This is a genomic window from Helicobacter japonicus (genome assembly GCF_000762845.2).
Taxonomy (GTDB): Bacteria; Campylobacterota; Campylobacteria; order Campylobacterales; family Helicobacteraceae; genus Helicobacter_C; species Helicobacter_C japonicus.
In genome coordinates this window covers 44,957-58,036 of the sequence record NZ_JRMQ02000003.1, presented here as the reverse complement: position 1 = coordinate 58,036, position 13,080 = coordinate 44,957, and the positions used below count along the sequence as shown (strand labels likewise).

General features: G+C 37.1%; 14 protein-coding genes. 3 read left to right on the top strand and 11 right to left on the bottom strand.

The genetic code is table 11. The features are described from left to right. The first annotated feature begins 15 nt into the window (after positions 1 to 15). The 3 genes from panB to LS65_RS03480 all read left to right on the top strand — a co-directional run bounded on the left by panB (position 16) and on the right by LS65_RS03480 (position 2,692). The gene (gene panB / locus LS65_RS03490) at positions 16 to 810 is read left to right on the top strand and encodes a 3-methyl-2-oxobutanoate hydroxymethyltransferase (RefSeq protein WP_034361392.1); all 795 of its coding nucleotides are present in this window, start codon (positions 16 to 18) and stop codon (positions 808 to 810) included. Further along, positions 810 to 1,871, top strand: a complete 1,062-nt coding sequence (ruvB, locus tag LS65_RS03485) for a Holliday junction branch migration DNA helicase RuvB (protein ID WP_052061042.1) — start codon at positions 810 to 812, stop codon at positions 1,869 to 1,871. The genes panB and ruvB overlap by 1 nt, the downstream gene beginning before the upstream one ends. A gap of 71 nt (positions 1,872 to 1,942) precedes the next feature. After that, a complete protein-coding gene (locus tag LS65_RS03480) occupies positions 1,943 to 2,692 on the top strand; it encodes a carbonic anhydrase (protein WP_052061043.1) in 750 nt (249 codons plus the stop codon). A 98-nt stretch (positions 2,693 to 2,790) separates the two neighbouring features. On the opposite strand, the gene LS65_RS03475 is transcribed toward LS65_RS03480, so the two are convergent. The 11 genes from LS65_RS03475 to LS65_RS03425 all read right to left on the bottom strand — a co-directional run bounded on the left by LS65_RS03475 (position 2,791) and on the right by LS65_RS03425 (position 13,051). Further along, complete coding sequence (locus tag LS65_RS03475; protein ID WP_034361393.1) at positions 2,791 to 4,128, bottom strand: class II 3-deoxy-7-phosphoheptulonate synthase; 1,338 nt, start codon at positions 4,126 to 4,128, stop codon at positions 2,791 to 2,793. A gap of 73 nt (positions 4,129 to 4,201) precedes the next feature. Next, positions 4,202 to 4,966: an SDR family NAD(P)-dependent oxidoreductase gene (locus LS65_RS03470; protein WP_034361394.1), complete on the bottom strand. Its 765-nt coding sequence runs from the start codon at positions 4,964 to 4,966 to the stop codon at positions 4,202 to 4,204. 18 nt (positions 4,967 to 4,984) lie between these two features. Then, positions 4,985 to 5,989, bottom strand: a complete 1,005-nt coding sequence (locus tag LS65_RS03465; RefSeq protein WP_236096610.1) for a S1-like domain-containing RNA-binding protein — start codon at positions 5,987 to 5,989, stop codon at positions 4,985 to 4,987. Continuing rightward, on the bottom strand, positions 5,952 to 6,608 hold the full coding sequence (locus LS65_RS03460) for a DUF305 domain-containing protein (RefSeq protein WP_138129750.1): 657 nt from the start codon (positions 6,606 to 6,608) through the stop codon (positions 5,952 to 5,954). Before LS65_RS03460 ends, LS65_RS03465 begins: the two co-directional genes overlap by 38 nt. A gap of 81 nt (positions 6,609 to 6,689) precedes the next feature. Beyond that, the gene (locus LS65_RS03455) at positions 6,690 to 7,454 is read right to left on the bottom strand and encodes a DUF815 domain-containing protein (RefSeq protein ID WP_034360641.1); all 765 of its coding nucleotides are present in this window, start codon (positions 7,452 to 7,454) and stop codon (positions 6,690 to 6,692) included. After that, entirely contained in the window at positions 7,435 to 9,717 is a 2,283-nt protein-coding gene (locus tag LS65_RS03450) for an AAA family ATPase (RefSeq protein ID WP_034360639.1), read from the bottom strand. Before LS65_RS03450 ends, LS65_RS03455 begins: the two co-directional genes overlap by 20 nt. Positions 9,718 to 9,726: 9 nt before the next feature. Further along, the gene (locus LS65_RS03445) at positions 9,727 to 10,029 is read right to left on the bottom strand and encodes an ATP-dependent Clp protease adaptor ClpS (protein WP_034360637.1); all 303 of its coding nucleotides are present in this window, start codon (positions 10,027 to 10,029) and stop codon (positions 9,727 to 9,729) included. A 188-nt stretch (positions 10,030 to 10,217) separates the two neighbouring features. Further along, complete coding sequence (locus LS65_RS03440) at positions 10,218 to 10,775, bottom strand: 2-oxoacid:acceptor oxidoreductase family protein (protein WP_034360635.1); 558 nt, start codon at positions 10,773 to 10,775, stop codon at positions 10,218 to 10,220. A gap of 1 nt (position 10,776) precedes the next feature. Continuing rightward, on the bottom strand, positions 10,777 to 11,604 hold the full coding sequence (locus LS65_RS03435) for a 2-oxoglutarate ferredoxin oxidoreductase subunit beta (RefSeq protein ID WP_034360633.1): 828 nt from the start codon (positions 11,602 to 11,604) through the stop codon (positions 10,777 to 10,779). A gap of 1 nt (position 11,605) precedes the next feature. Next, positions 11,606 to 12,730, bottom strand: coding sequence for a 2-oxoglutarate synthase subunit alpha (locus LS65_RS03430; protein ID WP_034360631.1), 1,125 nt, complete (start codon positions 12,728 to 12,730; stop codon positions 11,606 to 11,608). Positions 12,731 to 12,739: 9 nt separating this feature from the next. Continuing rightward, on the bottom strand, positions 12,740 to 13,051 hold the full coding sequence (locus LS65_RS03425; RefSeq protein ID WP_034360629.1) for a 4Fe-4S dicluster domain-containing protein: 312 nt from the start codon (positions 13,049 to 13,051) through the stop codon (positions 12,740 to 12,742). Positions 13,052 to 13,080: the final 29 nt, after the last annotated feature.

The following is a 13,080-nucleotide window of genomic DNA, read 5'->3' as shown; positions in this document are numbered from 1 at the left end:
AGATAAGGAGGAGTAATGCTGGAAAAAAAAATGAGTTTGGGTGCGCTTAAAGCCAAAAAGGGCAAAGAAAAAATTGTAGCAATTACTGCTTATGACGCGCTTATGGCACATATATTTGATGGTGAGGTTGATGTGATTTTAGTAGGAGATAGCCTCAATATGAGTTTTGGTGGGCAAAATGATACACTAAGCCTTAGTATGGACGAAATGCTTTATCACACAAAGGCGGTTTGTAGGGGGGTTACGCGCTCATTTCTTATCACAGATATGCCTTTTGGAAGCTACACTACAACAAAAGAAGCACTTAAAAATGCGCGTAGATTCTACAAAAATACAACAACAGATTCTTTAAAGCTTGAAGTGGGAATGGATAAACTTCCTTTGATTAAGGCATTATGTGATGAGGGTTTTGCGGTAATGGCACATATTGGTTTAAAACCTCAATTTATGCGTTTTGATGGAGGATTTAAGGTCAAGGGTAAAGACAAGGCACAATCTCAACAACTTATAGAAACTGCCCTCGCTATGCAGGAAGCAGGCGTATTTGGAATCTTAGTAGAGGGTGTGAGTAAAGAATGCGGAAATGCTATCACAAAAGCCCTATCTGTGCCGACTATTGGCATTGGTGCGGGGGTGGATTGTGATGGGCAGATTCTTGTATGGAGTGATGCCTTTGGATTTTTTGATGAATTTAAGCCAAAATTTGTGCGCCGCTATTGCGATGGCAAAAGCATTCTTAAAGATGCTGTTAGAGCGTATGCTAAAGATGTAAAATCTCAAACATTTCCAAGTGAGCAAGAGAGTTATTAATGGAAAAAATTTCACTTCAAAAAGCGCAGATTCAAAGCACGGAGATTAATCGTGTGGTCGAGGTGGAAAAAATTAGTTTTGATGCCACACAAGAATTTTCTTTGCGTCCAAATGTATGGGAAGAATATATCGGGCAAGAGAAAATCAAAAAGAATCTTAAAATTGCCATTGAAGCAAGTAAGAAGAGAAGGGAATGCTTAGATCATATTCTCTTTTTTGGACCTCCCGGACTTGGTAAGACAACTCTAAGCCATATCATTGCCCATCAAATGGGGAGCAATATCAAGGTAAGCGCAGCACCTATGATTGAAAAAGCAGGGGATTTGGCAGCAATTTTGACAAATTTAAATGAGGGAGATATTTTATTTATTGATGAGATTCATCGTTTAAGTCCGGCTATTGAAGAGATTCTCTATCCTGCAATGGAGGATTTTAGGCTCGATATTATTATTGGTTCTGGTCCTGCTGCACAAACTATTAAGCTTGATATTGCACCTTTTACACTCATTGGCGCGACTACTCGAGCAGGTATGCTTTCAAATCCATTGCGTGATAGATTTGGTATGAATTTTAGACTGCAGTTTTATGAAAATGATGAATTAGCACAGATTGTATGTATTGCGGCAAAAAAAATGAATAAAATACTCTTACAAAATGGAGCAGATGAAATCGCACGCCGCTCAAGAGGCACTCCACGTATTGCTTTGCGTTTATTGCGTAGGGTCAGGGATTTTGCTGATGTGGGAATCTATGCTAAAGAAAGCGAAATAAGCCTTGAATGCGTGCGCTATGCGCTGAATGAACTTGGCGTGAATGAGCTAGGCTTTGATGAGCTTGATTTGCGTTATTTACGTATTTTGGCACAGGCACAGGGCAGACCTATAGGGCTAAATACCATTGCGGCAGCTATGAGTGAAGATGAGGCAACCATTGAAGATGTGATAGAGCCTTATTTGCTTGTAAATTCTTATTTGGAGCGCACAGCAAAGGGGCGTGTAGCAACTGCTAAAACCTATGAATTGTTGCAGATTCCAAATGTGATGCAAAAAACGCTTTTTTAATCGCGATTATTATTTATTATAATTTCTTTTGTTAAAATAGCACTCTCATTTTGTATTCTAAGGAGAAGAGTATGTTAAAGTTTTATGCAGGTTTTTGTATATGTTTCTTGGCTGTGGGTTTGTGGGCAAGTGATACTTCAAGTGTCCATTGGGGTTATGGTAAAAATGATGGTCCTAAAAATTGGGGAGATTTGGATAAACAATTTGCATTGTGTAAGGTAGGTAAGGCACAAACGCCTATTGATATTATTCCATCTCAAACAAAAAAGACAAAACAAAATATTGTTTTTGCCTATGATGAAAAGACACAGACTATCACTAACAATGGGCATTCTGTGCAGGTTGATTTAAAAGATAGTGCTTCATCTTTGCAATTTAATAATACAACTTACGAGCTTGTGCAATTTCATTTCCACACACCTTCTGAAAATCATATCAATGGTGTAGCCTATCCGCTTGAAGCACATTTTGTGCATAAAAATGCTAAAGGTGGATTACTCGTTGTTAGTGTTCTCTATAAAGAAGGAGCAGAGAATAAGGCACTTGATAAAATCATTAAAGATTTGCCTAAAACTGCTAATAGTTCTAAGAAATTCCAAAAATTTGACATTCAGTCTTTATTGCCAGAAAGCAAAGGATATTATGAGTTTGTTGGGAGCTTGACAACACCACCTTGTAGTGAAAATGTGCAATGGGTAGTAATGAAGACTCAACCTGAAGTTTCTTCAAAACAATTCAAATCTTTAGAATCGGTATTGCACCATAATGCAAGAGATATCCAACCACTCAATAAAAGAGTAGTAAAATCCACAGAAGAGTAGAGATTTTAAATAAGTGCAGTTAAAGGAGTTTGAATCTAAAAGAATATATTTAGATTCAAATACTCTTAGATTTACCAATAAACTCTAAAAATTTAGCCTTAGCGATTTTTAATCATATCTGCAATAAGAAATGCCATTTCAATGGCTTGAGTTGCATTTAAACGTGGATCGCATTGCGTATTGTAATTGCATACTAAGCCCTCTTCAGTAATTGCTTGTGAGCCTCCTACGCATTCTGTAACATCTGCCCCTGTCATTTCTAAATGCACACCACCTGCGTAACTTCCGCACGCTTTGTGAATCTCAAAAAAGCTTTTGACTTCACTTAGCACACTATCAAACACACGTGTTTTGTAACCATTGTTTGCTTTGATTGTGTTGCCGTGCATTGGGTCGCAACTCCACACAATTTCACGTCCCTCTTTGTTAATAGATTCTAAAAGTTTGGGGAAATTTTCACGAATCTTATCTGCACCCATACGCACAATAAGATTAAGCCTACCACTTATATTATTAGGATTGAGTGCATCGCAAATACCCATAATATCTGCTTTTGTCGCATTTGGTCCAATTTTCACACCCACAGGATTCTTTACCCCACGCAAAAATTCGATATGCGCTTCATCAAGTCCCCTTGTGCGTTCTCCAATCCATAGCATATGAGCCGAGCAGTCATACCAATCGCCCGTGAGTGAATCCTCCCTACACAGAGGTTCTTCATAGTGTAGCACAAGGGCTTCGTGCGAGGTGTAAAACTCTGTCTCTTTTAGGCTAGGGTGCTCTGGGCTAATGCCACAGGCTTTCATAAAATCAAGTGCTTGAGTTATACGAGAAGCAAGCTCCTCATATTTGCGTCCAAAAGCATTATCTTTAACAAAGCTAAGATTCCATTTATGTACTTGATTTAAATCCGCAAAGCCACCTTGAGCAAAGGCACGCAAAAGATTGAGTGTGGCAGCACTTTGATGATAGGCTTGAAGCATTCGCTCGGGATTATGTTCTCGAGCCTCTGATGTAAATTCCATACCATTAATCATATCTCCGCGATAGCTTGGAAGTTCAAATTGTCCATTAGATTCCATATCACTTGATCTAGGTTTGGCAAATTGCCCTGCAATGCGCCCTACCTTGACTATCGGACAAGATGCACCAAATGTAAGAATTGCACCCATTTGGATAATAACTTTGAATAAATCACGAATGTTGATTGCATTAAATTGGGAAAAACTTTCAGCACAATCTCCACCTTGGAGTAAAAAAGATTCTCCTCTGCATACTTGAGCCAAACGCTCTTGCAAGGCTCTTGATTCGCCTGCAAAAACAAGCGGTGGATAAGATTTAAGCTGTGCTTCCACAGATTCTAAAAGTGCTTTATCCTTATAAGTTGGGTGCTGTTTAATAGGTTTATCTCGCCAACTTTGTGCAGACCATTGCATACTACTCCTTTGATTACAACATAAAAATTAGAGAATATTCTACCACCTTTATGAATACAATATGTTAAATACCCTATTTTTTGCCTTTATTTGTATTTTTATAGACATTTAGTGCTGCTGGAGCTTGAGTGGTAGGCATTATTTCAAGTGTATTGATATTGATATGTTGAGGCAGTGAGGCAACCCATAGCACACTTTGAGCAATGTCTTCAGGCATAAGTGGCGTTGTGCCTTCATATACACTTTTTGCCTTAGCCTCATCACCTTTAAAACGCACTTGTGAAAATTCACTTCCACCGCACAAGCCCGGTTCAATATCGGTTACGCGAATGTTTTTATCATACAAATCTGCCCTTAAATTAAGGCTGAATTGCCTTACAAAAGCCTTACTTGCGCCATATACATTACCACCCGGATAAGGATAGCTCCCTGCGATTGAGCCAATATTGATAATATGCCCATAGCCTTGTGCTACCATTTGAGGCAGAAGTAAATGTGTAAGTTTGATGAGAGCTAGGATATTCACCTCCACCATTTCCTCCCAATCGCACACATCTGCTTTGTCTGCGCTACTTAATCCCAAAGCTTTTCCGGCATTATTCACAAGCACATCAATATTTTGAAATGGTATTGAGAGCTTTTGAAGTGCGGATTGTATATAATGTGTATCGCTCACATCACATACTATGCTTTGGCAAGATTCTCCTAAGGAATCTTGCAAGGATTGAATCTTATCCTGTCTCCGTGCGAGGATAATTACCTTGTGTGAATGAGCCACAAAAAGCTTTGCAATTGCCTCGCCTATGCCTGAAGATGCACCAGTGATTAATGCAGTCATTTTCGCTCCTTTGTTTTATTATTTTATGCGCCTAAATATGCCATTTTCTTTATCAAATATGATTTGCCCCTCACGTGTAAGTTCATTTACCAGCCTTTTAAAAAGCTTTTTGCTCATTTGTATTTTTTCAAAAATAGCTTGTGGTGAAGAGGAAAAATCTAAGCGTAAGGGCATAGATTCTAAAAGAGTGGCTTTTTGATTGTTGCTATGAGGAGCAAAAAGCGTGAGATTAAGCTTGCCATCGTCTCTGTGTCCTTGTGTATAGGCTTTAATATGTGTGCCAAGATTTACCACTTTGCCTTGTGGAATGGCATTAGTAAAGAGTAAGCCATAATATCTTTGGGTATTTTTATCTTTTTGTTTATCATTTTGTATTTGCACCACACAGCCAAAACCAAGAGGAGTGTGTTCAAAAATAAAGGCGTCAATTTCACTATGTGGAGCAATGAATGGGGCTTTATGCAAAAATGATTTAATATGAGTTTTAGCAATGAGACGCGATTGTTTATCAAGTGTGATTGCTACGATAACTTTTTGATGTAATGTAAAGTGTGTTGGTGTTTTGGTTGGCATAAAAATATGTTTATCAATGCCTAAGTCTAAAAAACAACCAAAAGGTGAGTGGGTTACCACTTCAAGTTCTGCTATATCGCCATATTGTGCTTTTGGAGTTTGTGTGGTAGCTACAGGTCGGTCATTTGAATCTGTATATACAAACACTTCAAGCATATCGCCAACTTTGCTTTGTATGGGCAAAAATTTATTTGGTAACAGCACTTCTGTAAGATAGTCTATGGAGGTAGATTGTGTATTATGTGAAGTATTTTCCATTGCGCTAAGATATGCTCCGTGTTTGGTGAAGCGAGTAATATATAGCGTTTGGATTCTACCTATTTTTATAGGTATTATCTTGTGTTGTTTATTTTTTATTATTGTTTGGGAGTGTGCAGGAGAAGATAAATTCTTTATTTCTGCATTTTTAGACTTAGCGGATATTTTTAAGAATGGTTTTGAATGTTTCAATTTCTTTTTCCTGTGTTTGGATAATATGTTTTGCAATAGTTTTTATTTGTTCATTTTGTGTATATTGTAGAATCTGCTTTGAAGCATCAATCGCACCTTGATGATGAGGAATCATGCTTGAGAGAAAATCATAATCAATGCGGTTATGCAACTTGGTTTCATTCATAGCTTTCATCATAGCTTCCATATCAGTTTTTGCTTGATTGTTAAAAAGTGTTACTTCTTTTGGGCTATAAAGTTTTTTTTGTTCTTGTAATTGTGGAATAAGCGATTCAAATTCTTTAATCTCGGCTTTTTGCTCTTTGATAATTGCTTGAGCTTGAGCCCTTACTCTTTGGTTTTTAGAATGTTTTAAAAGCATTTCTGAAGCATCAATCGCACCTTGATGATGAGGAATCATATTTGAAATGAAGTTTAAATCTAAATTATCACTTTCTAAAAATGGTGTTTGCATCATAGGTTTGTGCATTAAATCTATGATTTGTTCTGAAATTGTAGATACTTTTTTGTGCTGATGTATATGATGATTATGTTTTTCTTCTGCAATTGCTATATTTGTGCTTATTAAACCCATAAACGCTACTAAATTAATTAAAGCCTTTGATAAAGTTAGCTGCATAAAAACTCCTTAAAATATTTTGCAATAAACTATAACAAAGAAGTTTGCTATTTGTGTAAATATAAGTTATGGTCTTTTAATTCAAAGAATGTCATTATGGTAGAGTGTATAGAATTCGTGAGCGATGCGTGGATTGCACGAGCCTTTTTGTGTGCTAAATTGCAATGCCTTTTGCTTAAGAGATTCATCAAGTGGTTCTTGAAAGATTGTTTGCAAAAATGTAAGATATTCTATTTTGCTCATTGTGTAAAAACCTATAACAAGTCCAAATCTATCGCTTAGGGAGAGAATCTCATCTTGAGCGTCATTGAGATGAAGCGTATCTTGAGGATAAGATTCACTGATAAGGTGTCGGTGGTTTGAAGTAGTGTAAAAAAGTATATTGTGTGCTTTGTTTTCAAAAGAGCCTTCAAGTATGCTTTTTAAGGATTTGTATCCTTGATCGTTTGCTTCAAAATAAAGGTCATCACAAATAATAATAAATCTATAAGACAAATCACGCACATAATCTTGCACCATAGGGAGCAAGCCTAAAGATTCTTTATTAAGCTCAATAATGCGTAAGGGTGATTGAGAATGCAAAAAATGGCTTAGAGTATGCTGTAAAAGTGAGCTTTTTCCACAGCCTCTAGCTCCCCATAGTAGAGTATGAGAAGCTTTTTTCCCTTGTATGAACGCGAGTGTATTGTTTTTTAAGGCAGTAATTTCGTTGCCTAAACCAATAAGTTTAGATTTTCTTTGAAAATCTAAAATAGGCTTAAAATACCCATTAAAGCCTTCAAATGTGGGGCGATATACACACGCGAAATACTCTTCCCACGAGAAATTAAATAGATTTGGCAACATTTTTTGTTTGGACGTGTTTAGGTGATTGAGTGCATACAAGAGTAATGCGAGAATGCTTTGCCTTAGGGTGAGAATCTTTAAGGAGCGTTATTTTTGCATTTCCTCCTTTTTTTAACGCACCAAAGAGAATCTCTTCGCTCAATGGAAGTTTGATTTGTTCATCAATGATTTTTTTCATTTCACGCGCACCAAGAGCTTTTTCCATACTTTGTGAAGCAAGATAAGCAAGGGCTTTAGAATCTATACTAAGATAAATATGACGCGATTTTAGTGAAGTAGCAATATCGTTAATGTATTTTTTGGCGATAAGTTTATATTCATTCAAACCTAGAGGATTAAAATGAATGATTCTATCAATACGACTACGAAGTTCAGGTGAAAAGAGTGATTTTATTGCTATATCGTTTTTGCTGTTCATATTAGCGTTAAAACCAAGTGTATTGGCTTCCTTGCTCCCCGCATTACTAGTCATAATGACAATAACATTTTTAAAATCTGCTTTGTTTCCAGCATTATCAGTTAAACTTGCTGCATCAAGAATCTGCAATAAAATATTATAAATATCGTGATGAGCTTTTTCTATTTCATCAAATAACAAAACACAATGAGGGCTTTTACGCACTGCATCTACGAGCAACCCACCTTGTTCAAAGCCTACATATCCAGCAGGCGCGCCAATAAGACGAGATATAGAATGAGATTCCATATATTCGCTCATATCAAATTTTACAAAGCCAATACCTAAAATCTTAGCTAATTCTTTGGCAAGTTCTGTTTTTCCCACACCGCTTGGTCCAGCAAAAACAAAGCTACCAATGGGCTTATTACCCTCACTTAACCCTGCTTTATTTGTTTTAATAGCATTGCTTAATTCATCTATGGCTTTATCTTGTGAAAAAATGCGTTCTTTGAGTTTAGTAGAGAGATTTTGCAGAGATTTTCCCTCATCTCTACTCATAGAGCTTTTTGGAATATGCACACTTTTACTTAAAATAGATTCTATATCTTTAATCGTAATAGTTGGAGTGGCATCTCTTTTGTTATGGTAGATTCTCATATTTGCGCCTACTTCATCAAGTAAGTCAATGGCTTTATCAGGTAGAAATTTATCACTTATGTATCGTGCAGATAAATCTACACAAGCCTTGAGTGCATTTTTAGTGTATTTAATATGATGATAGGATTCATAAATAGGAGCTAAACCTTCAATAATTTTATAACAATCTTCTAGGCTTGGCTCCTTTACTTCAATTTTGCTAAAACGGCGAGATAAGGCTTTATCTTTATCAAAATGTGTTTTAAATTCGCTAAATGTAGTTGCCCCAATACATCGCAATGAACCATTGGCTAGAGCAGGCTTAAGGAGATTTGACGCATCGAGGTTTGAGCCTGAAGTTGCCCCTGCGCCTACAATAGTATGGATTTCATCAATAAAAAGCACACTATGGGGTATCTGCGCTATTTCTTTAAGAACTCCTTTAAGTCGTTTTTCAAAATCACCTCGATATTTGCTCCCTGAAATCATCGCTCCTATATCAAGTGCAAAAATTTGCGCATTGTGTAGCACTTTTGGCAAACGCTTGTGATAGATTTCAAGTGCTAAACCTTCGGCTATAGCAGTTTTACCTACCCCAGGTTCTCCTACAAGGATAGGATTATTTTTTTTACGCCGAGTAAGAACCTCACTCACACGCCAAATTTCTTCTTCGCGTCCTATGACAGGGTCAATTTTACCTTCTTTAGCAAGAGCAGAGAGATTTTTAGAGTATTTAGCTAGGTAGCTTTCATTGATTTCTTTTGAGTTTTCTCTTTGTTCTTGGTATGTTTCTTGCTCTTGCTCTTGCTCTTGATAAGTAATCACTTCAAGCACACTTAATCTATCAATACCTTGAGATTTGAGAATCTGTGTGCTAAAGCTTCGAGTTTCTTCCATAATTGAAGCGAGTAAATCACCTACATCAATATTTTGTCGATTACTATTTTGAGCGTGTTTAACCATTGTTTCAATAACACGATCAAGAGCAGGAGTTTGCACCGGATTCTTAATAGAATCGTGAGAAAATGGCACATATCTTTGCAAATAAAGACTAATTTGATGGCGCATTTCCTCAATATTACCTCCACATTTTTGTAAGATAAATATACCTTGTGTGTTGTTGAGTGTAGCAAGGAAGAGATGTTCTGTTGTGAGAATATTATGTCGCATTTCGCGTGCTATATCAATAGATTCATTAAAAATAAGGGTAAGATTTTGTCCTATCATCATATCTCCTTATGAAGGCATTTCCTCAATAATAACCCGCAGTGGGTAATCAAGCTCTCTTGCTTTTTGGCTAACAATTTGACTTTTAAGCTCTGCAATATCATAGGTATAAACACCGCACACACCCTTACCTTTGTTATGGATTCTAAGCATAATAGAAGTAGCTTCATCAGGCGTTTTGTCAAAGACTTCAATAAGAATACGCGTTACAAAATCCATAGCAGTATAATCATCATTTAAAAGCGATACACAATAGAGTTTTGGCTCTTCAAGTAAGGTATCTAAGCTTGTTTCAAATGCTGTATGTGCCACAAGAATCCTTTAAGAAAAGTTTAAATAGTAAATAATGAAGTCGTATTTTAACATAAAAACATAACATAATGATAGGAAGAAAGGTATAAAGGTGAGGATTGTCTTCTATTGACAGAAAGGACAATCCTTTGTAAGAAAGATTCTAAAAAAAGCCTTAATAAGACTATGTAAATTTGATAGGAGTAGCACTAAGCCTTTTCTTTAGCAACTTTGGCATATTTTTCACCAAGTTCAAAAGCTTTTTTGTTTGCTTCTTGCACTTTAGCAGGGACTTTTGCTATCATCGTTTCAAACACAAGATTTCTATCAACACATTGAGTAAAGGTTGTTGTAATAGCAAGTGCCACAACAGATTGTGTTACAACATTGCCTACCTCTTCTTTTGCAATAGTGATGATAGGAATCTCATAAATTTTAAATTTTTTTCTATCTTCTTCACTTGGTCGCACAAGATTTGGTTCAACAACAATGATACCACCTTCTTTTACGCCACCTTTGAAAGAATCATAGCTTACTTGTGCAGTGGAGAGCATAAATTCAATTTCACCTTCATTTGCATAAGGGTAAAGAATCTCCTCGTCACTTAGGAGAATATCCACCTTTGTGGGTCCTCCACGCACTTGACTTGTATAAGTTGCGGCTTTTACACCATAACCTTTGTCCTTAATTTGTGCTTCAGCGAGAATCTCTCCTGCTAAAAGCACACCTTGCCCACCTACACCTGTGAATCGTAACTGATGCATCATTTTAATGTCCCCCTTTAGCTTGAGCTTTTTTAATTACGCCTTCGTAAGCTTCACAATATTCAATTTTGTCTGTTTGATGTTTGAGCACGCCTGTAGGGAATTTACCCACACGTTCTTCTGGAGAGAGGGTGTCAAATTTACTTTTTGATACAATGCGAGATTCTATCCATTTTAGCATAGAAGTTGCCTCTCCCATTTTGTTTTTACGTCCGAGGTTAATATGGCAATTACTATGAATATCAAAGAAACTAAAGCCTTTGTGAGTAAATCCTTCCATAAGGACTTTTTCAAGTTTTTTGGGTGAAAGCACACTCTCTCGTGCTATAAAGCTTGCACCTGCTGCATTTGCAAGTTCGCAAGGATCGAAATTCGGGTCAATATTACCATATTGAGCAGTCACCGTCCAAAAATCTTTAGGCGTAGTCGGTGAAGTTTGAGAATTAGTAAGCCCATAGATGAAGTTATTAATCATTACAAGATTTAAGTCTATATTGCGTCTGCAAGCGTGAATGGTGTGATTCCCACCAATTGCTGTAGAATCCCCATCACCTGAGATAACAATCACTTTTTTATCTGGATTTGCAAGTTTGATGCCTGTGGCATATGCCATTGTTCTTCCGTGTGTCGTATGCACTGTATTGCAATTTACATATGAAGAGAATCGCCCAGAGCAACCAATACCGCTCACAATACATACATCATTCATATTCCAACCAAGTGCATCAATAGCGCGTATTACGCTTTTTAAAATAACACCATCGCCACAACCCCAACACCAAAGTGTTGGCATTTTATCCATTCGTAAGTATTCTTCGTAATTAAAAGCCATTTTACATCTCCTTGATTGTTTTAATAATTTCTGTAGGCGAGATAGTGCGTCCATTGGCTTTGCCAAGGAAGGTAATATCTCTTTGCATAATGCGCTCCACTTCTTGCTTATATTGTCCCTTATTAAGCTCAATCATAAGAATCTTTTTGAATTTTTTGCCTAACTCTTTAAGTTGTTTAGCAGGGCTAGGCCATATTGTGATAGGACGGAAAAGTCCTACTTTCACACCTTGCTTTCTTAAGGTATTGATAGCTTCTTTGACAGAGAGTGAAACAGAGCCATAAGCAATGATAAGAATCTCTGCATCACTTACTTCATACTCCTCGTATTCTACTATATCATCAATATGAGATTCTATTTTGTTAAAAAGTCTATCGATGAGGTTTTGTGAGAGTTTTTCATCTTCAGTTGGGAATCCAGTTGGTCCGTGATGAAGCCCTGTAATATGATATTTATAACCCTTGAAGAATGGATTAAGCACAGCAGGTCTATCTTGTGCTACACCATAAGGTTGATAATCTTTTGGATCACCTTTAAATTCCTCACGATGAATAATTGTAGGCTCTATATCCTTGAAATCAGGGATAAGCGTCTTGCCGTGCATATGCCCTACTGTTTCATCAAGAAGTAAGAAAACAGGAGTCATATATTTTTCTGCAAGATTAAATGCACGGATAGTTTGTGTATAAGCCTCTTGTAAATTACCTACTGCAAGTGCGATTGAGCAAAAATCGCCGTGGCTTGGAGACTTTGCTTGATTAATATCGCCTTGTGATACGCGAGTAGGCAATCCCGTAGAAGGACCTCCGCGCATTACATCAACAACCACAAGTGGAATTTCCGCCATAAAGCCATAACCAATTTGTTCGGACTTGAGTGATATGCCTGGTCCAGAAGATGCAGTCATAGCTTTTGTGCCGCTCATAGATGCACCTAAAGCCACTGCAATACCACTAATCTCATCTTCCATTTGGATAAATTTTCCACCAATTTTTGGTAACTCCACACTCATTTCGTGGGCAATTTCACTTGAAGGTGTGATGGGATATCCACCAAAAAAACGACAACCTGATTCTATCGCGGCTAACGCGACAAGCTCATTTCCTCCTGTAATTAACTCACGCATTTTCTCTCCTTATATTGCCATAAATTTGTTTTCTTTGATTTTTGCTGCTCTCTCTTGCGCTTCTTTGCTTACTTTGGCAAATTTGAATTCATCTTTATCAGCGACAAAAATAGCAAAATCAGGACAATGTAGCTCACATTCTCTACAACCGATACAACTCTCTGGATAAGCTACAGAGATAATTTTTCCTAAAATCTTATGCTCATCTTTTTTCATACCTAAAACGCCACTCGGACAGAGCGACACACATACATCACACGCTTTACAACGTGTCTCATCAACCCATACTGGAACATTTTGTGGTGCTTTTTTAATACCCATTTCCCTTCCTTTCTTGTTTAGATTTATCT

Excerpts from the sequence above, each read along its gene's own strand:
- LS65_RS03480 (WP_052061043.1), top strand. The coding sequence starts at position 1,943 with ATGTTAAAGTTTTATGCAGGTTTTTGTATATGTTTCTTGGCTGTGGGT.
- LS65_RS03450 (WP_034360639.1), bottom strand. The coding sequence starts at position 9,717 with ATGATAGGACAAAATCTTACCCTTATTTTTAATGAATCTATTGATATA.
- LS65_RS03425 (WP_034360629.1), bottom strand. The coding sequence starts at position 13,051 with ATGGGTATTAAAAAAGCACCACAAAATGTTCCAGTATGGGTTGATGAG.
- LS65_RS03460 (WP_138129750.1), bottom strand. The coding sequence starts at position 6,608 with ATGCAGCTAACTTTATCAAAGGCTTTAATTAATTTAGTAGCGTTTATG.
- LS65_RS03430 (WP_034360631.1), bottom strand. The coding sequence starts at position 12,730 with ATGCGTGAGTTAATTACAGGAGGAAATGAGCTTGTCGCGTTAGCCGCG.
- LS65_RS03475 (WP_034361393.1), bottom strand. The coding sequence starts at position 4,128 with ATGCAATGGTCTGCACAAAGTTGGCGAGATAAACCTATTAAACAGCAC.
- ruvB (WP_052061042.1), top strand. The coding sequence starts at position 810 with ATGGAAAAAATTTCACTTCAAAAAGCGCAGATTCAAAGCACGGAGATT.
- LS65_RS03455 (WP_034360641.1), bottom strand. The coding sequence starts at position 7,454 with ATGTTGCCAAATCTATTTAATTTCTCGTGGGAAGAGTATTTCGCGTGT.
- LS65_RS03440 (WP_034360635.1), bottom strand. The coding sequence starts at position 10,775 with ATGATGCATCAGTTACGATTCACAGGTGTAGGTGGGCAAGGTGTGCTT.
- LS65_RS03470 (WP_034361394.1), bottom strand. The coding sequence starts at position 4,966 with ATGACTGCATTAATCACTGGTGCATCTTCAGGCATAGGCGAGGCAATT.
- panB (WP_034361392.1), top strand. The coding sequence starts at position 16 with ATGCTGGAAAAAAAAATGAGTTTGGGTGCGCTTAAAGCCAAAAAGGGC.
- LS65_RS03435 (WP_034360633.1), bottom strand. The coding sequence starts at position 11,604 with ATGGCTTTTAATTACGAAGAATACTTACGAATGGATAAAATGCCAACA.